Source organism: Flavobacterium plurextorum (genome assembly GCF_002217395.1).
GTDB lineage: Bacteria > Bacteroidota > Bacteroidia > Flavobacteriales > Flavobacteriaceae > Flavobacterium > Flavobacterium plurextorum.
On the sequence record NZ_MUHD01000050.1, the window covers coordinates 1 to 24,086 of the forward strand.

A 24,086-nucleotide genomic window follows, 5' to 3' on the forward strand; every position below is an offset into this window, starting at 1 on the left:
ACATTTCACATTTTACCTTTCATATTTTTCAACAATAATAATTATACTTTCACGTGTCCCCAATTTTCACCGCTTGCAATTCTGCGTATCTGCATTTCGCTTACGCCAAATTGTTTGGCGATCATTTTTAGACGTGTTTTTTGTTCTGGTCTTGCTAATATTTTCTTGATTAACATGACTTTTGTTGTAGTCAATTTTCTTCCGTCAGCTTTCAAGTTGTGCTCGATCAGGTTTTTCTTAGCTTGAATTACTCTCGGACTTTTACGACTATGCGCCATCATTTCGGCTTTTGTGGCCCAGCATAAATTGTGCACATCGTCATTGCTTCGATTGTAGTCTAAGTGAAGTACATAAGTCTGTTCTTCTGATTCTTTAGGAATAAAATAATGGGCAACTAATTTGTATAAAAAAAGGTATTTGTTAACGATTTGATCGTCTTTTTTTACCTTAAATCTGAAAGTAGGATAACCATCGCTTAAACCGCCTTTTAAAAGACGTCCATTTTCAATTTCATCTGTGAAGCTTATTAATCGGCCTCTGTTTGAAATGGCGTATTTAAGTTGTAATGAGGCATTTATTTCTATTTCTTTGAATTTTTCGTCAGGGTAAAATCTGTGTTGTGGCATTTTCGTTTACATTTGATTTTTGAATCTCAAAGATAAAGAATTGATCAAAAATGATCGCTATCGTGCTGGTTATGAAGCATCAGTTTTATGATTCTTATAACGCTAATTTAACGTTTTCTAATTTTTTTTGGCAATTTGCAAAGTCCTTCACGATGAAAAAATGCGAATGATACACTTTTTTGATTTTTAACCTTATAGTAAAACGACACTTTAGAACTCAAAAAAATGTCTGAATTTTATTGATCCAGCCAGTTTTTGAAATTAGTGATTTCTTTTTTGCTCAAAATTATAGCATCATTTTCAATAGGAGGAACGGTAAGAATCAGTTCGATTTTTTGGTTAGAGTGTTTTACGACTTCTTTTATTGTACTTCGATTTACAATGTATTTACGATTTATCTTAAAAAATGTAAATGGATCGAGGTTATTTATAATATCTGTTAAAGTACTATTGTATAAAAAACTGTTTCCAGAATTTACATATATAAACAAATGCTTTCCAGATGCGGCAAAATAGGTGATTTCGGCTTCGTTTATAGAGATAAGCTTATAACCGTGGTTGACTAAAAAATGACGCTGTATTTTGCTTGTTTCGGGGTTTTCGATTACAACTAATGATTGCAGTGCTCCATCGCTGTTAAAAGTTTCCTTTATTTTTTTGAATTTGATTAAGGCTTCAAATAATTCTTGTTCTTCAAAAGGTTTTAAAAGATAATCGATCGTAAAGTGTTTGAAAACAGTAATGGCGTAAGAGTCGTAGGCAGTAACAAAAATGACAGGGCAGGAGATCGTTGTTTTTTCAAAAATCTCAAGACTTTTTCCGTCGCCTAAATGAATATCCATAAAAACCAAGTCAACATTGTTTTCTGAAAAAAAGGCAACAGCTTCTTTTACAGATTTTAAAACTGCAATTTCGGCTATTTGTAAAATGTCCTGCTGTTCTAAAATTGATTTCAGATAACTTGAAGCAAGATATTCGTCTTCAACAATGGCAATTTTCATTTTTAATATTTCGTTTATAGAATCGAAATTCTAAGGTTGATTTTGCAAAGATAGTTCACTCTGTTTTTTTTACAACGTTTTTAAAAGCAAAAAGGTCCAGTTTTTTGAACTGGACCTTTTTTTCTGATTTTGAATGAACTTATAAATTCGGATTATTTAATCTCGCATCTGCTGGATAAATAATAGTGTAACGCGGATCGTTTTGTAGTAAAGTGTACTCTACATTCATGAATTTATGAACAATTTGTTTTTGAGTACTTCTTCTTAAATCAAACCAGCGGTGACCTTCTACAGGAAATTCTCTGCGTCTTTCTTCAAAAATGAAGTTAGTTAGATCAATCGCATTCATTGTATTAATGCTGCTTGCCAGCTGATCATATCCTGCTTGTGTATATCTGTTTTTAATGAAACTTAAAACTGTTGCTTTAGAATCGTTAATATTGTCCAATTTCAATAAAGTTTCAGCTTTTGTTAAATATAACTCTGAAGATCTGAAAGATGATTTTTGATCGTCATTTCCGCCTTTTAAAATTCTAAAACGGCTTCCGCTTGCTCCAAAGTAAAGTGGGAAACGTAAGTCAGTTGTTCTATTGTAAGCTGCAATTAAATCAGCAGATGCAAAAGAAGCTCTTTTTAGACCAACAATATAACCATCTTCAAGTGCTAAAATAGATTCTTTTCCATCGTATTTTGTAGCTAAAACCGGCGTTGCTTTTAAGTCAATTAAGGTGTTTTTGATTTCTAAAGCTTTATTGGCAGCATCAAGTGATTTTTGCCATTGCTGTTGATACAAATACAAACGGCTTTCTAAACTGTATAGCGCCACTTTTGAGAAACGGTAATTTAAACCTTTTGGCTGTGTACTTAAATTAATTAATTTTTCAGCTTCTTTAGTATCAGAAATAACTTGATTGTAAATAACGTCTACACTCTGCGGAATAAATACTTGCTCCAAATCAATCTCTAAAGCTAATGGAACTCCTTTGTCTGAAGCTGCAGTTGCAGGATTATAAGGTTTTCCAAAAAGATTTATTAAATCAAAATTTGCCATTGCTCTCAAAGCATAAGCTTCTCCAATTAATTGATCTCTTTCTTCAGATGCTGCTACTTTATTAGACGCTTCGTTGATAACTACGTTCGTATAAAAAATTACATTATATAAACCTTGATAATGAAAATTTAGCGTATTTCGATCCGGATTTAGATCTTTCCAGATATGTACATCTTTGTAAATAGCAGTTTCGCTGTTATCTTCATTCAGGATTAGTTCATCTGTACGAGCGGCACTCAATGATTTGTGTTCTGGGTACAGCGCATATGCTGTTGTTAAAACCGCACGAAATTCAGCTAACGATTCTGGAATTACTTTTCCTACCGGAGTAATATCCAAATAGTCATCGCAGCTGCTAAGTGCAATAGCAGCAACGAAAAGTGTTATATATTTTGAGAATTTTTTCATCTTTTTTAATTTTTAGAAAGTTACATTAAATCCTAAAGTCAACGATCTAGGAACTGGCTGTGCGTAAATGTTTCCGAAAGTTTCAGGGTCAAAATAACCTTTGTAGTCTGAGCTTATTACGAACAAGTTTCTTGCTTCAATATTTACTCTAATACTTTGAATGTCGATTTTGTCTAAGAACGTTTTTGGAAAAGTATATCCAAAACGAACACTGCTTAATCTCATATAACTCATTTCGCTGACCCATGTGTCTAAATAGTTATAAGTATTAATTGGGTTACCGCCAGAGAACCAATTGTAAGCCATCCATGAATCTCCTGTACCAGAATCTTTACTTGTAATTCCAGGTAAGTTTGAAGAAGTGTTATTTGGTGACCAAGCGTTTAAAATATCAGTCGTATAGTTTTGTCCTCTATCTACAAGTGTTCCGTTGTATGGAGGAGTTCTTGTAACAGTTTGTTTGATGTTAAACGAAGCTGCTATAGTAAGATCAAAATTGCTTACTTTAAAAGTATTGATTAAACCTCCCGTAAATTTTGGATCTTTATCTCCCAAGTAAGTAAATAAATCTCTAAACTCTGCAGCACTTAAATCTGATTGCGAGAACATACCTGGAAAAACACCAGCAAGTGGATCATATAAACCAAAGAAAGTCTGTGCATTTACAGTTTCTCCTTTTTTATTAACAAATAACGGGTAACCGTTTTCGTCAATTCCGTTTGTTTTGAAACCAAATACAGCATTTACAGCATGTCCTTCTTGGTTTGGTAAATAACTATTATCTCTTATTTCTAAACGATCAACTTTACTTTTGTTATGTGCAAAGTTAAAATTGGTGTTCCATTTAAAATTTGGACGGTCTATGTTTTTTGTAGATAAAGCGATTTCAAAACCTTTGTTGCTTACCTGTGCCCAGTTCATGTTTGTAAATTCAAAACCATTTTCTAATGGTAATGCTTTTAAGCCAATTAAATCGGTACTTTTTCTTCCGTAAATATCTGTTACAAGAGTAATACGGTTGTTAAGCACACCAAGGTCAAAACCAAAGTTTGTGTTTTGAGTTTTTTCCCAACGCAATTTGCTGTTTGGCGGACTTAATACCACAATTGTAGATTCTGATTGTCCAGGAAGGATAGTAGTTGTTTGGTTACTTCCAACTACGTAAGGCGAAGTGTTTTTATCAATATTTCCTTGTAAACCGTAAGAAGCACGAAGTCTTAAGTTAGAAATTACTTTACTGTCTTTTAAGAAATTTTCTTGAGAAACTAACCAGGATCCAGATGCTGACCAAAGTGGCAAGTATTTGTATTTAGGATCTACACCAAATAAATCTGAACCATCATAACGAACACTTCCGTAGAAACTGTATTTTCTTTTGTAAGTATAAGATGCTGTTGCAAAGAATGAAACAAAAGCATTTTCGTATTCATTTTTTACATATGTTTTGTAAAATGACTCTTTAGCAAAAGTTGAATTTGGGAAAATAATTTGCTGTGTAGTCAAAGTTTTTTCGTCAAAACCAAAACCTTTAGTTGCTATAGAAGTAGTTTTATTTCTTCTTAATTCATTACCAGCCATTACTTCAATTTCGTGATTTTCCCCTAAAGTTTTAGAGTAATTCACCATTGTTTTTAAGTTGTACTGAAAAAAGTCTGTGTTTGTGTTTTGAATAATTCCACCATCAGGTAAGAAGTATTTTTGCGTATTATCAGCAAAATAGCTTGATCTTTCTCTTTGTCTTCTAGTGTAAAAAGTTTCCTGACCAGCGTATTTTTCGCTAGAAGAGTTATCAAACTGTAAACCTAACTGGCTTGTTACTCTTAGATCTTTAGTGATTTTATATTCAGCATCAAACAATGCTTTTATTGCTCTCGTTTTTAAATCGTATGAAGTATTGTTTCTCTCTTCTAAGAAATTAAAAGGAAGTTTAATATCAGAGTATGACGCGATATCCGGGTCATATTTATAGCTTCCGTCTGCATTGTACGGAGTTAAATATGGATTTACGTTTCTTGAGTAATTTGCTGGATTTGTAAATCCATCAAGATCTGTTAAGTAAGATGTCGTTTTATTTTCGGCACCAAAAATTCCAATACCAACTTTAAATTTATCAGTAATCTCGTAGTTGTTTTTCAATGTTAAGTTGTAACGTTTGAAACCTGTACCAACAGTAGCTCCGTTTTCGTCATAATATCCTAGAGAGAAGTAGTAATCAGATTTTTCGCCACCGCCAGATAAACTTAAACCATGCTGTGTGTTAACTGCATCTTGATACAATAAGTTACCCCAATTTGTATTTTGCTTTCTTAAGTTATTGATTGATTGCTGTGTTCCTGCACTTAAAGAAGAGAAACCACCGGTTCTGAAGGCATCTAATTCATTCGCTCCGTTTAAGATACGAGCAACTTCACCACCGGTGTCTCTATATGTCAAATCTGCGCGACTTGCCATGTTAAGTTCTAAATCAACTTTTTGACTTGAATTTAATAAGTTCAATTTGTCAAAATCAGGTCTTTGAGTAATAAAGGTATTTGTGTTGAAGTTTACAACCATTTTACCTCTGCGTCCTTTTTTTGTAGTTACTACAATTACACCATTTGCAGCACGAGCACCATAAATGGCAGTTGCCGCAGCATCTTTTAATATCGTAATATCTTTAATATCGTCTGGATTTAAACCTGCAATAGAATAGTTTGCAAGTTGATCGATATTTTCTTTGTCATAATTTTTAGGAACATCATTATTTTCTAATGGTAATCCGTCAAGTACCCATAAAGGATCTTGTGTACCATTAAGAGATGCTGTACCTCTAATTCTAATTTTGGCTGGCGCTCCCGGCGCTCCAGATGGAGTTGTAACGGCAACACCCGCAACTTGTCCCATTAATAATTGATCGACACCAGAAACTCCAGATTGCTGAATCGAAGCCATGTCAACCTTAGTAATAGCCGAAGTCAGTTTTCTTTTTTCGATTTTTTGGTATCCCGTTAAAACCACTTCTTGAAGCTGTGCAACATCAGATTTTAAACGGATTGTGTATTCTTTTTGAGAAGTTATTTCAAGAGTATATGGTTTATATCCCATAAAAGTAACTCTTAAAGAAGTAACATCTTTACCAATTTTTAATTGAAATTTACCATCAAAATCACTTGTTGTTCCAATGGCTTCACTGTGTATAATTCCTGCTAATGAAGTTTTATTTGAAATTGAATTGTTCTCTACAAAAACTGACGCACCAGGTATAGGAGACTGGTCAGCTTCGTCAAGAATGATTCCGGTAATGGTTCTGTTTTCCTGCGAGTATCCTGCAATGGCTAGGAGAAGCAGTAAGACATTTAGAAATTTTTTCATGTTTTTGTATTGTATATTAATTGACTGTGTTGTTTAGTGCTTTCTCGATTCTTTGAATTAAATCGGTATAATGATTTTGGGTCGATTGATCTCCAGTATTCTTTTTCAATTTTATTAATCTCAAGACTGTACTCAATTCTCCTTTTTTATCAGAGGTAATTTCTGTAACTCTTTTTAAAGAAGTTTGATTGATATTTCTCGCCATTTTTGAATCTTCTAAATAGTTGCATAAATGCGGCATTTTTAGTGTTTCCTGAATGTCGATTATTTTTTTACCATCTGTTTTTTCAAATATTTTATTTGTTGAAACGATCAAAACATCAACATAATTCTTTTGCGTCATACGCTCTAGAATTGTCAGCGATTTACCTTGTATTGTTCCTGAAAATACACTTTGATGCATTTTTTTGAATAAATCATTTACGGTAAATACCTTTTCATTGGTTTTATTACGTTGGTATAATTCGTTTTCTGTTATTCGAAGTAAACGATCATCGCTAAACAAATCGTATAAAATACCGTACTGTAATTCTCTTGATAAAGTATAAGGCGTGTATTCGTAAGGTCCTACAGGAGAATCTTTAAGCGGATTTGTTTTGTCTAAAATGTCGTTAAAGAATAACCATTGCGGAATTGTAAGTACATTTTTGATTAAATAATCTGCCGCTCTTTTTTGCATTGCAGGCGAAACTGGAATGTAGCTTTGTTTGTTATCTCCGTGAACGGTTTCATTTAAATAAACTCCGCCAATATTATTCAATACATGGCGATTGTACAATTGCCATTGACCAATAGTTCCTATATAAAGTTTGCCAGTTTCATAATACGTGCGGTCTTTGTCGTACGTCCAGTTTAAGATATTATCTACAACACGTTTTAGATTTTTTAAACCATATTCGCTCGCTTTTACAGCGTCGTTTCCTAAGTCTTCAGATTGAGAACGCGGATCGATTATATTTTCTTGCTGTTCACCATAAAAATAAATCGGATCATTTTGATGTTTGGCAATTAACTCGTTTAATTTTAAGGTTTCATTTTCATTCACATTGTACCATCTGTAACCCCATTCGATTGCGTATTTATCATATTCTCCAATTTTTGGAGTAATTACAGTAACATTATCTTCTGGCTGTGCCACATAATTATAACGAGCATAATCCATAATAGATGGTGCAGTGCCGCCCATTTTTGCAGTAAAATCTTTAGAACGTAAAGATTCAACATCATAAGCAAAAGAAGATCCCATATTATGTTTAAGTCCAAAAGTATGACCAACTTCATGTGATGAAACAAATCGAATAGCTTCTCCCATAAGTTCATCGCTAAATTTGTTTGCTCTGGCTTTTGGGTCGATTGGACCAGTTTGTATACGCATCCAGCTTTGTAAAGACGTCATTACATTATGCCACCAAATAATATCAGCTTCCAGAATTTCACCGCTTCTTGGGTCAACAACAGATGGTCCCATTGCATTTGATTTTGGAGAAGCAGCATATGTAATTACAGAATAACGAACATCATCTACATCAAAATCTAAATCCTTTTCTGTTGGTTCTTTAGCAATAATAGCATTTTTAAATCCAGCTTTTTCAAAAGCAATCTGCCAATCGTGAACACCATCAATAATATAGTTTCTCCATTGTTTTGGAGTCGAAGGATCGATATAATAAACAATTTGTTTTTTAGGTTCAACTAGTTCACCTTTCAAATATCGTTCTTCATCTTCTTTTTTAGGTTCTAAACGCCAGCGTGTAATAAGCTCTTTCTCTAACATTGCCTGTTGATCGTCAGCAAAGTACCAATGTTTTTCCGTAAAATAACCAACTCTTTTATCAGAAAAACGCGGTTTCATAGGTGTTTTATCAAGTAAAACAATATTGCTTGTTACACCAAGAGTTACAGACAAAGCTGGTCCGCCTTCGCTTACAGAAGTCGTTAACTGTGATTTTACAACAATGTTTTTAGGAAAAGATTTTAAACTTTCAATATAAGATAAATCAGATTTTACAGAACCTCCAAAACCTATATTGCTCAAAACATCATTGAAACTTTTTTGCTTACCGTCAAAAATCTTGTTTACCTTAATTACAACAGCAGTCGAATCGTTGTTTTTAGTTTCAATATCAAAAACTTCAATAATTGATTCAGAGAAATTGTCGATTACTGATGCTGTAATAGCATCTTCTTTAGGAGAAGAAACTTTTGGTACGTATGATTTTACCCAAACCTTCTTTGCAATTGTATCTTTATAAAAAGTAATTATTTTGTTTTCATAATTCATCCCTTTATTTAGTCCAGCTTCATTAACCTGAAATGGAACTTGAGATAATTTGTTTACAACAAGAAATTCTCTTTTAAATAAACTATCCTGAATTTCAAAATAAACATCAGTTTTAACCTGAATGATATTAAAAAGTCCTTTTTTTAGTGTTCCCTTTTTTATAAGGTCACCGTATTTTTTAACTTTTTTAGAATCAGTAGAATCTTTTACAATTTCAGTATCCGTTTCTTTTTTCTTTTTCTTCTGAGCAAGAACAGTAACGGGAACAAATAAGAGCAGAACTAGTAAGCAGAATAATTTTAAATTATGCAGGAATGCCTTTTCCTTCATTTTGATGTTAAGTTTAAGTTAATTTTGCGCCGAAGCTATTTGATTTTAGCTCGAAAAAAAAACAAAAGGGAGTGAGTGGCTTTATTTTAGGAGTGAATGGGTATTAATGGCAGGATACAAACAAAATTGCCCTCTTTTTCTGAGGTTTCAAAATTGGTTTTCGAGTAAAATTGATAAATACTGTTCAGATAATTTAGCCCAAACTTGGTGCCAGGCTCGCTGTCAGCCTTTTTTTGGAGATTATTCGTAATAATAACTTGATCTTTCTGAATTAAAATTTGAGTTGTTAACGGAGTTTCCTGCGTCGCTTTATTGTGCTTAATCGCATTCTCAATTACAACTTGAAGAGCCAAATACGGAATGAATTTTTCTAAGGCTTCTTGATCTTCAATTTGGATAGAAAAGAACAATTCTTCCTTAAAACGGGTTTGTTGTAAAAAGATATATTTTTCGATAAATAACAATTCCTGCTTTAATGGCACAATGTTTTTTTGCGGCGGATCTATTAAATAACGATAAATACGCGATAAGTTTAGTGTAAACTTTTGTGCGGTTTTAACATCGCTGCCAATTAACATATAAAGTGAATTGAGCGAATTGAACAAGAAATGCGGATTTATCTGTTCCTTTAATTGTTGTAATTGAATAAGCGCTTTTTCTTTTATGATTTTTTCATTCTCGACAAGCAGTTTGTTTTTTTCATTCTCTACAATTTCTTTCTCTCTAAAAGCACGTCTATTTGCATAAGAGAAGATCGAAAAGATCAAAAGTAATGTTACCGTTGTAATCGTATAAATCCAAGTCGAGTATTTTTTGATTAGTGATACATTTTCGCCTTCAAAAATTTTAGGAGAATTAACAGATACAAACCATCGAGAACCTTTAATATCTAGTTTTTTGGTAAATCGGATTACATCAAGTTTTAAAAACTCAGACATTGTAATTCTTTTTACGTAATCTTTTTTCTTACTGAAAATAGTATCTGAAGGTTTAATAGAAGAAATGTCAAATATATTTTTTCCAACAAATTTTAAGTCTGGGTGAAAAATACAAGCGCCGGTTTTATCAAATACAAAAGCATAGTTAGAAACCGTTTTGTCCATAGTAGACAAGTAGCCGTGAAGGTTCTTTAAATTAATGTCATACCCATAACGAACAACTGTATTTTTTGAAGTTAGTTTGAAATAAATTCTCCAAAGCCATTGTTTATTTTGAAATATAACTGTGCTTACATGATTTGCATCTTTGTTTTTAAGAATAAAATCAGCTGCTTCCTTCTTCCTTAAATCAGAAGGGAAAGTAATCCCAAATTGAATTTTGTCATCATTTATTTGAAACCAGTTGTTCGTAATCATTGTATTTGTGGCCTGCAATGAAGACAAAACTTTTAAGTTTGTCGATAAATTACTAGAATTACTAATGTTGAGAATATGTTTTATTTGGTTTTCCTGTTCTAGAAATTTTGAAAATTCCTGCGACATGAATTCCTGCTTTTTATAAAAGCTGCGCTGCGCCATATCTTCACTTGCTTGTTCCGTAAGATCTGTAATTAATTTGCTAAGTATGTAAACAGAAGTTACAGTAATTAGTATAGAGATAATTACATAAATTAAAAAAGCACGGCGTGAAGTGGTATTGTATTTAAATTTCAAAAAAAAATATTTTATTAATCCATTGAAGAAAATTAATTATTATTTATCCAACACATAGAAACATAGTTTTTAAATGTAAAAAAGATATAAAAAAGAAACATGTTGCTTTCACATAGTCAACTTTGTGTGTTTGAAAAAAAGTGAAACGCCTTTTTTAAACAGCTTGAAATCTATGTTTCTATATGTTAAATTAATTAAACTCAATGGAGCATTTTATTGTTTAAAACCTAATTTGCAACTGCAAATTGTGAGTCATATAAGTTTTTATAATATCCATCGGTTTTGGTGAGTAATTCTTGATGTGTTCCTTGTTCTACGATTAATCCTTTATCCATAACGACAATTTTATCTGCATTAACAATTGTTGCCAATCGGTGTGCGATAATAATAGAAGTTCTTCCTTTCGTAATCGTTTCTGTAGCGCGCTGAATTAATTCTTCTGAATAAGTATCTATTGATGAAGTTGCTTCATCTAAAATCAAAATACTTGGGTTGCTCACGTACGAACGTAAAAAAGCAATAAGCTGTCTTTGTCCAGACGAAAGCATTACGCCTCGTTCTTTAACATCAAAATCATAATTGTCAGGCAGACTCATAATAAAGTCATGAACGCCAATTTTTTTTGCGGCCTCCAAAACCTGTTCACGTGTGATTTCTGGATTATGCAGTGTAATATTATTGTAAATCGTATCGGCAAACAAAAAGACATCCTGCAGTACAACTGCGATTTGTTTTCGTAATGAAGCAAGCGTATAATTTTCGATATTGTGACCGTCAATAAAAATGCTGCCGCTGTTAATTTCATAAAAGCGATTCAGTAAATTAATAATAGTCGATTTTCCTGCACCTGTAGAACCAACAATAGCAATTGTTTGTCCCGCATTGACAGATAAGTCAATTCCTTTAATAACTTCTTCCTCTGGAATATAACTAAAACGAACCTGTTTGAATTCGATGCTTCCTTCAAAAACTGGAGCTTCAAGAGTTCCTGTATCTTGAATGTGATCTTGCGTGTCAATAACATCAAAAACACGATTGGCAGCAATCATTCCTAATTGCATTTCATTAAATTTATCAGCAATCTGTCTCAACGGATTAAACAGCATTCCGATAAACATAGTGTACGAAAATAAATCTCCAAACGTCGTGAAATGATCTCCGTTTAAAATTTTAAAACCGCCGTAAACGACCACTAAACCTAAAGTAATTGATGATATAATATCGGCAATTGGAAAAAATATCGAGTTGTACAAAATGGTTTTAATCCAAGCAACTCTATGTTTATTGTTGATTTCTTTAAAATTTTCGGCTTCGATTTTTTCACGGTTAAAAAGCTGTACGATTTTCATTCCCGTAACGCGTTCTTGAACAAATGAGTTCATGTTTGCAATTTGCGTACGCACTTCCTCAAAAGCAACCTGCATTTTACGCTGAAAAATTCTAGTGATGTAAACAAGAATAGGCATTGCTACAACAACAATCCAAGTTAGTTTCCAGTTCATGTAAAACATAAAAATCAAAACTACCAGCATTTTCATCAAATCGCTTATAATCATAAACAAACCTTGGCTGAAAATTCGAGCAATCGATTCAATGTCAGAAACAGATCTGGTAACCAATTGTCCTACTGGAACCAAATCGAAATACTTCATTCTAAAGCTCAAAATGTGTTTGAAAAGTTTCGTACGAATGTCTTTTACAATATCCTGTCCAAGCCAGTTGGCCCAATACACAAAGTAAAACTGAGAGAAAACTTCCATCAGTAAAACCACTCCCATTAAAATAATATATAACAGTAAACCTTGCTTGTCATGAGTCGCGATATAGCCGTCGACCGTTTGTTTTAATAAATAAGGTCGCAGCGCTGCAAAAATCGATAATGAAATTGCAAAAATAATAACGCCGTAATAGCGCCATTTATAAGGCTTGGTATATTTTAAAATTCGTTTAAATAATCCGGTATCAAATGCTTTTGCTTTCATTTATTCTTAAGCTTTAAGCTTTAGGCCTTAAGCTCTAGGCATCAAGTTTAAAACTTAATGTCTAGAGCCTTCAGCTTATAGCTATATGTAATTGTAATAAATTTTGGTTAAATATAAACCGTGCGCAGGAACTGAAAAACCTGCTTTTTCTCTGTTTTTACTGGCAATAATATTTTCAAGATCTGCCAGTGTAATTTTTTGTAAACCAATATTGACTAAAGTTCCCACGATTGCGCGAACCATATTGCGTAAAAAACGATTGGCCGATATTGTAAAAATTAATTTGTTGTTTTCAACTTTCCAATACGCCTCAAAAATCGTGCAGTCAAATGTGTTTACATCTGTATGTACTTTCGAGAAACATTGAAAATCGGTATGCTGCAATAAAATTTTCGCCGCCTCATTCATCAAAGCTACATCTAATTTTTGATTAAAATACCAGCTCAAATCCTGCAAAAATGGATTCTTAAAAGTATTGATATGATATTCATACGTTCTTTTTGTAGCATCAAATCTGCAATGCGCATCATCGTGAACTTTAATCAGATTAAAAATAGCAATGTCTTTTGGCAAATATGAATTAAGTTTATGAACCAGAGTTTTACTGTCGATATCAGAATCATAATCAAAATGCGCATACATTTCCTCTGCATGAACACCAGTATCAGTTCGTCCAGCGCCCATTAAAATTATAGGCGAATTCAGTAAAACTGAAAGCGCTTTGTTTAAAGTTTCTTGAACAGATGAGGCGTTGGGCTGAATTTGCCAGCCATGATAATGTGTTCCGTTATAAGCAAATTGAATAAAATATCTCATTTTAAGGTGCAGTCCCGAAGTTTCTGGACTGAGGTGCAAAGGTATGAAAAAAGTGGCTAAGGTGCTAAGGAGCTCTCCCGATAGCTATCGGGACTAAGTTTTTTTTATAAGTTGTTAAGGTTAAGAGGCTCAAAGAAGTAATCCTGATAGCTAACGGAGTGAGTTTTTTCTGTAGAGATGCATTGCTGTGCATCTAGTGCTAGATTTGAAAAATGTATGTTATATATCTGAAAATTTGTTAACGGCGGTATAATAAAAAAATCAGCAGTTAAAAACCTCTGAATCTTTGTTTCTTTGTCGTTTTGAACTTGTTAAAAAGCGTTAAACCCAAAAATACCAATCATAGTTTGTTTGGTGAAAAATTGTGTCAGAAATTGATAATTCCAACGATTTAAAAAAGTCTTTTTTTACGAGTTTTTTAGATGAAATAACTAAATGTTAATTTTTGAAAATATTTGATTTTAACAGGAAATATTTCTCTTATGTTTGTAGTCTAAATATCAAAAAACTATGAATGAAATTACTTCTTATTGGTGGATAATTTTAATCTTATTCGCCATCGTATTTTACAAATTTATTTTACGCGTTTTCTTCGGAATGGTGATTGTTCCCGAAGATAAAATTGGTTTAGTAACCAAAAAATTTGTTTTGTTTGGCGCAGACAAATCATTACCAGACAGTCGAATTATCGCTACAAAAGGGGAGGCTGGTTATCAAGCACAAACATTAGCTCCAGGTTTGTACTGGGGAATGTGGATCTGGCAGTATTCAATAGATATGACTGGGTTTACAATTATTCCCGAAGGAAAAATTGGTTTAGTTTTCAGTAAAGATGGAAAAGAAATTCCAACCGGAAGAATCTTAGCCAGAAAAGTCGAAAGTGATAATTTTCAAGATGCAACGGCATTCTTGAATAATGGCGGACAAAAAGGGCGTCAAACAGCTTTTATTACGACGGGATCGTATCGTATTAATACATTTTTATTTGAAATTGTTATTGCTGATCAAATCAAGATTTACGAAAATATGATTGGTATTGTAACGGCACTTGATGGAGAGCCTATTCCGCAAGGACAAATTGCAGGTAAATTTGTCAGTGATCATAATAATTTTCAGGATTTTGATAAGTTTTTAGAGCATGGCGGAAATCGTGGTCTACAGCCTCAAGTTATGCTGGCAGGTTCGTATTATATTAATACATGGGGAATTTTGATAGAACAAAATCCTATGACCGATGTGCCAATTGGATATGTTGGAGTTGTGATTTCTTATATTGGAGAAGATGGACAAGACGTTACAGGCGATACTTTTAAACATGGAAATATTGTTTCAAAAGGGCAAAGAGGTGTGTGGATGGAGCCTTTTGGACCTGGAAAATATGCACTGAATAAATATACGACCAAACTAGAACCAGTTCCAACAACGAATTTGGTATTAAACTGGGCAAACGCGCGTAGTGAATCGCACGATTTAGATAAAAATTTATCGACAATTACAGTTCGTTCAAAAGATGGTTTCCCTTTTAATTTGGATGTGGCACAAATTATTCACGTTCCCGCAGCCGAAGCTCCAAAAGTAATCGCAAGATTTGGAAGTATGAATAACTTAGTTTCTCAGGTTTTAGAACCTACAATTGGTAACTATTTTAGAAACTCGGCGCAGGACAGCGATGTGATTTCGTTTTTAACAACTAGAAAAGAGCGTCAGGAATCAGCTAAAAATCATATTAAGTTAGTACTTGATGAATACAACGTAAATGCGGTTGATACTTTGATTGGAGATATTGTTCCGCCAGATTCGTTAATGAAGACTTTAACAGATAGAAAACTGGCAGAAGAAGAGCAAAAAACATATCAAACCCAAAGAATGGCGCAAGAACAACGTCAGGGAATGGAAAAAGAAACTGCAATTGCTGATATGCAGAAAGAAATTGTTAGAGCATCTCAAAGTGTTGAAATTGCACAACGTACTGCCGATGCAACTGTAAAGAAAGCAGAAGGTGATGCAACCAGTTTGAAATTGAATGTAAATGCTGAAGCCGAAGCTACAAAAATGCGTGCAAATGCTGAAGCGGAAGCAACCAAAGCCAGAGCAGGAGCACAGGCAGAAGCAACTAAGTTAAACGCAAGTGCAGAGGCAGAGCGAATTTCAAAAACCGGTCTTGCAGAAGCAGAAAAAATCATGGCAATTGGTAAATCGACTGCAGAATCTTATCAATTACAAGTTACCGCAATGGGTGGAGATAATTTTACCCGCTATAAGGTAACTGAGGAAATTGGTAAAGGAAATATAAAAGTAATCCCAGATGTTTTGATTTCAGGAAATGCTGGTTCTGATGGATCTATCAGTGGTTTGTTAGGTTTAAAACTAATGGAAATGATGGATACGAAAGAGGCAAAGGATGTGAAAAATCAAAATCCTAAAAAACAGTAATTGTTGTAAAATGTAAAACGTTCGATGTCTAATGTAGGCGCGTCGTATAACGTAGAGGCGCACAGCAGTGCGTCTAACACAAAGTTTAAAAACCGATCTGTTATGCAGATCGGTTTTTTTATGTTTTAAAATAAAAGAAAACCATATGAAAGGCGCACTGTTGTGCGCCTCTACAAAAAAACCTTTGTACCTTTGCGCCTCAGAACCTTTGTGCCTCTTTAAAAAAAAATGAAAAAAATCCTCCTGCTTTCAGATACTCACAGTCATATCGATGAAACAATTTTAAAATATGTCTCTCAGGCTGACGAAGTGTGGCACGCTGGAGATATTGGAGATTTGAATGTGACCGACACGATAAAAAAGTTAAAACCTCTTCGCTGTGTGTATGGTAATATTGATGATGCAAAAGCAAGATTAGAATTTCCGCTTCATAATCGGTTTTTGTGTGAAAACGTTTCTGTTTGGATAACTCATATTGGCGGTTATCCCGGAAAGTACAATCCTAGTATTCGGGAAGAAATGGCTTCAAATCCGCCAAAATTATTTATTTGCGGACATTCTCATATCTTAAAAGTAATGTTTGATAAAAAGAACAATTTACTGCATATGAATCCCGGTGCTGCTGGGAAAAGTGGATTTCATCAAATGAGAACAATGCTTCGTTTCGTAATCGATGATGACAAAATAAAGGATCTTGAGATTATAGAGATTGGTAAAAAGTAATTTTTTTAATGAGACAAAGGAATTTGTATTTTAATTGTGGTTCCATTATTCTCTTTTGAAGTGATAGAAAAACTTCCTTTGTATTTTTTGATTCTAGCTCTAATGCGGTTAAGTCCAAAACCTTCTATTTGGTTTAACTTAAGTGTTTTAAAGCCTTTGCCGTTATCATGAATAATTATTATAAAATGCTCGTTTTTTTCTTGCAATGAAATTTGAGCTTTTTGTGCGTCGCTGTGTTTAATGATATTATTGAACAATTCAGTTACAATGAAGTAAAGCTTCATTTCAAATTTCTCGGAATATCTTTTTTCTGTCGGAATTGAACTCGAAAACTCAAAACGTATATTTGATGTAGTGTTTTTTTCGCATAAATCTTCTAAAGCATAAATTAATCCAAATCGCACTAAAAGGGTAGGAACAAGGTCATGAGACATATCACGTAATAAATCGTGAGCTTCTGCCAGTATCATTTTTGATTTACTAATTTCTTCTGATGTTGTATTATGTTTAGCAGTGTAAACGTTTAAATGCAATGAAGCCGAGGTTAATAGTGAATTGATATTGTCGTGTAAAAACGATGCGATTTTTTTTTGCTCATTTTCCTGACTATCAATTCCTGCATTAATAACATTAAGCAGTATCTTTTGTTTAATGTCTTTTCTTCTGATTTTTTGTTTGAGTTTATTGTTTTGGTAAACAAAATAAAATAAGAGCGAAAGGATTATAATAAGAACAATAAATAGGCTGACTACTTTTTTATTTCTTAACTGCTCAAGTTTGACCTGCGGAGAAACAGTATTTTTGTCAGAGGCATTCTGTAATTCAGTATTCGTTTTTTTAGAAAGAACATTTTGTTGACCGTAGACTTTGTTTCCATTGGAAATAAAGAAAAGTGTTACTATGAAAATTCGAATAAACACCATAAAATTTCTACTAGTTACTTGTTGTCTTTGTTGAATTACGAATTAATTAAATTGTTCTTTAAAGCATATTTTACCAATCCAATGGTGTTTTTTATCTGCAGTTTTTTCATGATATTCTTTCGATGTGTTTCAACAGTATTTGTGCTGATAAAAAGCTGTTCGCTTATTTCTTTTCCACTGTATTCTAGACATATCAAAGTTATGATTTCAATTTCACGCGGACTTAAAATAGGATTCTCGATATAAACATCCTTGTTTACTTTTGGATTGTTTTGAAAAAAAATGTTGAATATTTTTTCTCTTACAGCATCACAAAAATATTCTTGTCCTTGATAAACGGCTTCAATTGCTTCGATTATATTTTGACCTGCACATTTCTTTGTCAAATATCCGTTAGCGCCTAATTTCATTACTTCTTTTATGATTTTTAAATCATCATAACTTGATAAGATAATTACTTTTGCGGGAAATCCTTTTTGACTAAATTCTTTTAAAACTTCAACACCATCTTTTCCAGGCATACTGATATCAAGAATTAAGATGTCAGGTTTGTCGAGTATGATATCTTCATAAATGGTATTGCCATTCAATGAACTGCCGACAACTTCAAAATTTGAAACAGTCTGAAGTAAATTGGTGAGCCCATCAATAAGCACTTGATGATCGTCGGCAAGATGAATCCTTATTTTATTTGTCATAATCGTTTTTGGAACAGAGGTGTAAATTTATGAAAAAAATATCTTACAATTTTGTTTTTGGCCCTCGTTTTAAGATTATCAGTTCAATAGGAAAAAAAAAGCACAAAAAAACCCGAAATAAAATTTCGGGTTCTCTTCGCACATAAAAATTAAGTTTATAGGTTTATCTCAAACGATCTACAGATTTTACAAGATCTTCGTCCTTTTTGATGGCTTTATTAGCTAAAACTAATAACACGATAGCAACAATAGGAAGAAACATCCCAATACCTTTCTCTGAAACAGCATTTACTGTCTCTCCAGATAAATTTAGAGAACGATATACAAATAATCCTAATAAAATTAAATTTAATATTATGTTCAATCTGCCCATTACAAATTGATTTTGTCTTTTCTTGTATGAAATGATACTAACGATGCTAAGCATTGTGCTTAGTCCTAATAAAACCGTGTAAAGTTGATCTTGCATAAAGTAAAATGCTTTACCAGTATTTAATGTCCAAAGCGGCGTAAAAAACATTAAAACCCCTGTTACTAAAAAGGTAAGAATTAAATATACGGTTTGAATTCGTTGTATCATGATCTAAAATTGTTTTACAAAAATATATTTTCTTTTTTTAAAATACTATTGTATGATTAAATTTTATTCGTATTATTGCATCATAATACCGTAAGCACTTCATACTGCGGTCAATTGAATTAAATATATCTACCTATTCTTTTACAGTTTTTCCTTTAAAATAATTAAATTCATAGAACATTCATGTTTGATATTTCTGCATTAAAAGAAATGAAGCTTTCTGAGCTTCAAGAAATAGCTAAGTTAGCTAAAACAATAAAGTTTAATGGCGTTAAAAAAGATACTCTGATTACTCAGATATTAGCGCACCAAGAGGCGGCTTCAGCGGCGCCGGAACCAACTATTGTAGAAAAGGAAATAACTGATGATAAACCAAAAAGAGCCAGAATTGCTCCGACAAAGAAAATTGTCAGTAAAAATGCTCCAGTTTTAGAATTTGATAAGATTGAGGAAGCTCCAAAGGAAATAGAAACTCCAGCGGCTGTAGAAAATAAGGAAACTGTACAAGTTCAAGAAAAAGCAGAAAGTAAAACGGCAGAGAATAAAACAGCAGAAAAGAAAGCACCTAAAATAGTCAAGTTTAATAAATCAGCTTACGAAAAAAAGGTTGCCCTGCAAAAAGAAAAAGAAGCAGCAAAAGAAATAGTTTCAAACGAAGAAACATCTGAGACATCTGAAACTCCTGTAATAGCTGCAAATACAGAGAAATCTGAAACTCCTGCTCCAGCTAAAAAGATTGTTCCTAATCAGAATAAAAACCAAAATTCCAACCCAAATCAAAGTCCAGCTCAAAACCCAAACCAAAGTGGGAATGGAAACGGGAATAACGGAAACCAGAATCCAAATCAGAATCCAAACCAAAATCATAAAAATAAAAAGAATAATTTCAGAGATTCAGATTTTGAATTTGACGGAATTATTGAAAGTGAAGGTGTTCTTGAAATGATGCCTGACGGTTACGGATTTTTGCGTTCATCAGATTATAATTATTTAGCTTCTCCTGATGATATTTATTTATCAACTTCACAAATTAGATTGTTTGGTTTAAAAACAGGAGATACTGTAAAAGGAGTGGTTCGTCCTCCAAAAGAAGGAGAAAAATTTTTCCCTTTAGTTCGTGTTCTTAAAATTAACGGTCACGATCCGCAAGTTGTTCGTGATAGAGTTTCTTTTGAACATTTGACGCCGGTTTTCCCTTCAGAAAAATTTAAATTGGCCGAAAAAGGAAGTTCAGTTTCAACTCGTATCATCGATTTGTTCTCTCCAATAGGAAAAGGACAACGTGGTATGATAGTCGCACAACCAAAAACGGGTAAAACAATGTTGTTAAAAGACATTGCAAATGCGATTGCTGCAAATCATCCTGAGGTATATTTGATCGTTCTTTTGATTGATGAGCGTCCTGAAGAGGTTACAGATATGCAAAGAAGTGTTCGTGGAGAAGTAATTGCTTCAACTTTTGACAGAGAGCCGCAAGAACACGTAAAAATTGCTAATATCGTACTAGAAAAAGCAAAACGTTTAGTAGAATGTGGTCACGATGTAGTGATTTTATTAGATTCGATTACACGTTTAGCAAGAGCTTATAATACAGTTCAGCCAGCATCTGGAAAAGTGTTAAGTGGTGGTGTAGATGCAAATGCATTACAAAAACCAAAACGTTTCTTTGGAGCAGCTAGAAATGTTGAAAATGGTGGTTCATTAAGTATCATCGCAACTGCATTGACAGAAACAGGTTCTAAAATGGATGAAGTTATCTTTGAAGAATTCAAAGGAACTGGTAACATGGAGCTTCAATTAGATCGTAAAATTGCAAACAAACGTATTTTCCCTGCAATTGATCTTACTTCATCAAGCACGCGTCGTGATGATTTATTATTAGACGAGAAAACGTTACAAAGAATGTGGATTATGCGTAAATATCTTTCAGATATGAACCCAGTAGAATCTATGGATTTTGTAAATGATCGTTTCAAAAAAACCAGAAACAACGAAGAGTTTTTGATTTCTATGAATGACTAGAGGAAAGGTGCTGAGGGACTAAGGTTCTGAGTAGCTAAGGTTTTTCTTTTAGTATTCTATATCTATTATACAAAAAAGGGATGAGTTTTTAAACTCATCCCTTTTTTTGTGAACCTCAGAACCTCAGAACCTCAGAACCTCAGAACCTCAGAACCTCAGAACCTCAGAACCTCAGAACCTCAGAACCTCAGAACCTCAGAACCTCAGAACCTTTGCAACTTTATGCCTAAAAATAAGAACCTTATTTTTTATCAACTACAGGTCTATTTTCTCTATTTGCTAAATCCCAAGCAACAACAAAAGCTAATTTAGTTCTTTTAGTTAATGCATCGTATTCAATTTTTTCAGGATTATCATCTTTTCCGTGGTAATCTTCGTGAACTCCGTTGAAGAAGAAAACAGAAGGAATACCATGTTTAGCAAAGTTATAATGGTCAGAACGCTCATAAAAATGATTTGGATCTTTTGGATCATTGAATTTAAAATCTAAATCTACTTTAGTGTATTTTTCATTTTGAGATACTACCGCATTGTGCAAATCAGATGATAATCTATCAGCTCCAATTACATAAACATAATTATTTGTTTTAGCATGTTCTACGTCACGACGGCCAATCATATCAATATTGATATCGGCAATAGTATTAGCAATTGGAAACAAAGGATTTTCAGAGTAATAACGTGAGCCATGTAAGCCATGTTCTTCGCCAGTTACGTGAAGGAATAAAATTGAACGTTTTGGTCCGTGCCCTTGTTTTTTTGCTTTTGCAAATGCTTTAGCCATTTCTATAACAGCAACTGTTCCAGAACCATCATCATCGGCACCATTATAGATGTCTTGACCTTTAACTCCTACGTGATCGTAATGCGCTGAAATTACTAAAACTTCATTTGGCTTTTCAGATCCTTCAATGTATGCCCAGATGTTTTCAGAATCTGGTAAGTTTTCATTGCGTCTTGCATTTAAGAAAGATGCTGGTATATGCTGATAATAGTCTTTTGCTCCTTTTGGGAACGAAACACCGCTTTTTTTGTATTGCTCAATCATATACAATCCCGCCTTTTTTTGTCCGGCTGAACCTGTTTCGCGTCCTTGCATTTCATCTGATGCAACAACATACAGCATTTTTTTTAGGTCTTTTTCAGAAATCGATTTTATGTATTTCGTTGGATCTGAGTTGTCTTTTGATGCGGCGGACTGTGTGTTTTTACACGAAAACGCCGAGGCAATTAATAATAAAACTACAATTTTTTTCATTTGGTATTAGTGTAAATTGATAAATGTGTAAAAGGCAAAAGCAATTAGTAAAAATAAAATAAAAAATGAGTTTATGAAAAATAACACTACACTTTTAGTAAAGGATACAATTCTAGACTCTCCGTAAAATCTATGATGAGCTGGGAAAAAATAATAAAATGCCCACACAATTCCTACAAATGTGAAAAAGTCAATTACTATAGAAATAATAGGATGGTTTATTAAGGTTCCTATTTTTCCAACGGAGAAAAGAACTAAAAAAATCAGCAGTAAAAACGAAAAATAATGCAGCGTAAATATGCCGTGATCAAAGTAATACCAGCGCTTTTTATTATGGAAAATCCATAAAAAGAAAGCGAAAAACGGCATGATAATAAACAAAACTTTGGGTAAGTTATGTATAAAAGACTCTATGAATTTATTGAAAAGTTCTTGATTCGTATTTTTATCTTTTATGATTTGTATTTTTCTATTTATCCAATAACTAAAATCAGAAAGCTTTTCAGATTTTGAGCCGTATTTTTGAATAGAGTCGATTTGTTTAACAGATTTGTATCCTAAATTTATAAGACTATCGTCACTTGATTTTGGATTGTCTAACATATCCTGAATCGCTTTTTTATCTTCTGGCGATACAGAATCAGAATTTAGTAAGGCCTTTACGTTTTCATTTTCTTTTAATGTACTAGTCTGTTTTGAAATTTGTTTTTTAATGTTTTCTGATTTCGTAGGTTCGTTTGTATCTTCTTCTACATGAATAGGAAACATTGCGATTAACAGAAAGGTTACAAAACTTATAAAAATATAGAGTCTAACAGGCGCCAAATAAGATAATCGTCTGCCAGAAAGATACTCTTTCGTTAAAGTTGAAGGTTTTAAAAGAAGGTTTTTTATTGTTTTCCAAAATGCATTTTCATAATGCGTCAGATCTTCAATGAAATGAATAAATAAATGATGGAAAGTTTTACGGGAATCACTGTTTTCTTGTCCGCAGTTAGGACAGAACTTTTGCTCAACAACATGTCTGCAGTTCAAGCAGGTTTTGTCTTCTCTAATTTTGTTGTGTGACATTGGTGTATTGATTGTTTTTGATTTTGGTTTTTTGATTGGTATTTTAAGGTTTATTTTTTAAGAACTTCATTTAGAAAAAGCTGTAAATGCTCAAAAGCTCTTTTTGCTGCAACAGGATTATAGGCAGCACCTTTTGAATTGTCATTTCCAGCTTCAGGATTTGTAAAAGAATGTACCGCATTTGCATAATAAATCATCTGCCAATCGGCCTTAGAATCGCGCAGTTCTTGTTGAAAAGATGCGACTTCTTCTTTTGATACATACGGATCATCAGCGCCATGACATACTAGAACTTTCGCAGTAATAGGTTCTATTTTTCTAGAAGCATCTTTTCCTAAACCTCCATGAAACGAAGCAACGCCTTTAAGTTTTAAACCACCTCGAGCGGCTTCTAAAACTCCTGTTCCTCCAAAACAATACCCAATAGCGGCAATATTGTCTTTGTTTGCGCCTAATTTTATTAATTCATAAAGTGCAATATCAATTCTTTTTTGGTACGCTTCATAATTTGTTTTATAATAACCAGCTTGTTTTCCAGCTTCAGAAGTATTTTTAGGAACATTTCCTTCGCCATAAATATCAGCTATAAAAACATTATAACCCAGTTTTGCTAAATTTTCGGCAATTCCTTTAGAAGCATTATCAATTCCAAGCCATGCTGGAAGCATTAAGATACTTGGATTTTCGGAGCTTTTTTCAGCAGCTTTTATATATAAGCCATTCAAAACCTGCCTGCCGTCAGAATATTTTATTGGTTTCAATTGTGCATTCATTAGAGTAGTATTTAGTAAAATTCCTAAAACAAATAGCTGTATGATTTTCATAAAATGATATTTTTAAGACAAATATGAGGAATATTACAATAAAAAAAAACCTCAAA

General features: G+C 33.1%; 17 protein-coding genes. 3 read left to right on the top strand and 14 right to left on the bottom strand.

What is annotated here, in order from left to right:
- Nucleotides 1-41 precede the first annotated feature (41 nt).
- The 8 genes from B0A81_RS20780 to truA form a co-directional block, all read right to left on the bottom strand.
- Entirely contained in the window at nucleotides 42-626 is a 585-nt protein-coding gene (locus tag B0A81_RS20780; protein ID WP_089059786.1) for an NUMOD4 domain-containing protein, read from the bottom strand.
- Nucleotides 627-862: 236 nt separating this feature from the next.
- Entirely contained in the window at nucleotides 863-1,627 is a 765-nt protein-coding gene (locus B0A81_RS20785) for a LytR/AlgR family response regulator transcription factor (RefSeq protein WP_089059787.1), read from the bottom strand.
- Between the two features lie 139 nt (nucleotides 1,628-1,766).
- Complete coding sequence (locus B0A81_RS20790; RefSeq protein WP_089059788.1) at nucleotides 1,767-3,086, bottom strand: RagB/SusD family nutrient uptake outer membrane protein; 1,320 nt, start codon at nucleotides 3,084-3,086, stop codon at nucleotides 1,767-1,769.
- Between the two features lie 12 nt (nucleotides 3,087-3,098).
- The gene (locus tag B0A81_RS20795) at nucleotides 3,099-6,437 is read right to left on the bottom strand and encodes a SusC/RagA family TonB-linked outer membrane protein (RefSeq protein ID WP_089059789.1); all 3,339 of its coding nucleotides are present in this window, start codon (nucleotides 6,435-6,437) and stop codon (nucleotides 3,099-3,101) included.
- A 16-nt stretch (nucleotides 6,438-6,453) separates the two neighbouring features.
- Nucleotides 6,454-9,048 carry a zinc-dependent metalloprotease gene (locus B0A81_RS20800; RefSeq protein WP_089059790.1) on the bottom strand — a complete coding sequence of 865 codons (2,595 nt, stop codon included), beginning with the start codon at nucleotides 9,046-9,048 and terminating at the stop codon, nucleotides 6,454-6,456.
- Between the two features lie 86 nt (nucleotides 9,049-9,134).
- Nucleotides 9,135-10,700, bottom strand: coding sequence for a sensor histidine kinase (locus B0A81_RS20805; RefSeq protein ID WP_089059791.1), 1,566 nt, complete (start codon nucleotides 10,698-10,700; stop codon nucleotides 9,135-9,137).
- Nucleotides 10,701-10,927: 227 nt separating this feature from the next.
- Nucleotides 10,928-12,682: an ABC transporter ATP-binding protein gene (locus B0A81_RS20810; RefSeq protein ID WP_089059792.1), complete on the bottom strand. Its 1,755-nt coding sequence runs from the start codon at nucleotides 12,680-12,682 to the stop codon at nucleotides 10,928-10,930.
- Nucleotides 12,683-12,763: 81 nt separating this feature from the next.
- Nucleotides 12,764-13,498: a tRNA pseudouridine(38-40) synthase TruA gene (truA, locus tag B0A81_RS20815; RefSeq protein WP_089059793.1), complete on the bottom strand. Its 735-nt coding sequence runs from the start codon at nucleotides 13,496-13,498 to the stop codon at nucleotides 12,764-12,766.
- A gap of 510 nt (nucleotides 13,499-14,008) precedes the next feature.
- Here truA and B0A81_RS20820 point away from each other — a divergent pair.
- Nucleotides 14,009-15,931, top strand: coding sequence for an SPFH domain-containing protein (locus B0A81_RS20820; RefSeq protein ID WP_089059794.1), 1,923 nt, complete (start codon nucleotides 14,009-14,011; stop codon nucleotides 15,929-15,931).
- Nucleotides 15,932-16,159: 228 nt separating this feature from the next.
- Entirely contained in the window at nucleotides 16,160-16,654 is a 495-nt protein-coding gene (locus B0A81_RS20825; protein WP_089059795.1) for a metallophosphoesterase family protein, read from the top strand.
- A gap of 5 nt (nucleotides 16,655-16,659) precedes the next feature.
- On the opposite strand, the gene B0A81_RS20830 is transcribed toward B0A81_RS20825, so the two are convergent.
- The 3 genes from B0A81_RS20830 to B0A81_RS20840 form a co-directional block, all read right to left on the bottom strand.
- The gene (locus B0A81_RS20830) at nucleotides 16,660-17,577 is read right to left on the bottom strand and encodes a sensor histidine kinase (protein WP_089059796.1); all 918 of its coding nucleotides are present in this window, start codon (nucleotides 17,575-17,577) and stop codon (nucleotides 16,660-16,662) included.
- A 35-nt stretch (nucleotides 17,578-17,612) separates the two neighbouring features.
- Entirely contained in the window at nucleotides 17,613-18,275 is a 663-nt protein-coding gene (locus B0A81_RS20835; RefSeq protein ID WP_089059797.1) for a response regulator, read from the bottom strand.
- 163 nt (nucleotides 18,276-18,438) lie between these two features.
- A complete protein-coding gene (locus tag B0A81_RS20840) occupies nucleotides 18,439-18,855 on the bottom strand; it encodes a DUF4293 domain-containing protein (RefSeq protein WP_089053251.1) in 417 nt (138 codons plus the stop codon).
- A gap of 183 nt (nucleotides 18,856-19,038) precedes the next feature.
- On the opposite strand from B0A81_RS20840, the gene rho reads away from it, so the two are divergent.
- The gene (rho, locus tag B0A81_RS20845; protein ID WP_089059798.1) at nucleotides 19,039-20,877 is read left to right on the top strand and encodes a transcription termination factor Rho; all 1,839 of its coding nucleotides are present in this window, start codon (nucleotides 19,039-19,041) and stop codon (nucleotides 20,875-20,877) included.
- 241 nt (nucleotides 20,878-21,118) lie between these two features.
- Here rho and B0A81_RS20850 read toward each other — a convergent pair whose 3' ends face one another.
- Genes B0A81_RS20850 through B0A81_RS20860 form a run of 3 tightly spaced genes read right to left on the bottom strand, consistent with a single transcriptional unit; the run spans nucleotide 21,119 to nucleotide 24,030 of the window.
- Nucleotides 21,119-22,135 carry a M28 family peptidase gene (locus B0A81_RS20850; protein ID WP_089059799.1) on the bottom strand — a complete coding sequence of 339 codons (1,017 nt, stop codon included), beginning with the start codon at nucleotides 22,133-22,135 and terminating at the stop codon, nucleotides 21,119-21,121.
- A gap of 6 nt (nucleotides 22,136-22,141) precedes the next feature.
- The gene (locus B0A81_RS20855) at nucleotides 22,142-23,206 is read right to left on the bottom strand and encodes a DUF3667 domain-containing protein (protein WP_089059800.1); all 1,065 of its coding nucleotides are present in this window, start codon (nucleotides 23,204-23,206) and stop codon (nucleotides 22,142-22,144) included.
- A gap of 50 nt (nucleotides 23,207-23,256) precedes the next feature.
- Nucleotides 23,257-24,030 (bottom strand): dienelactone hydrolase family protein, encoded by a 774-nt coding sequence (locus B0A81_RS20860; protein WP_089059801.1) that lies wholly within the window; start codon nucleotides 24,028-24,030, stop codon nucleotides 23,257-23,259.
- Nucleotides 24,031-24,086 lie beyond the last annotated feature (56 nt).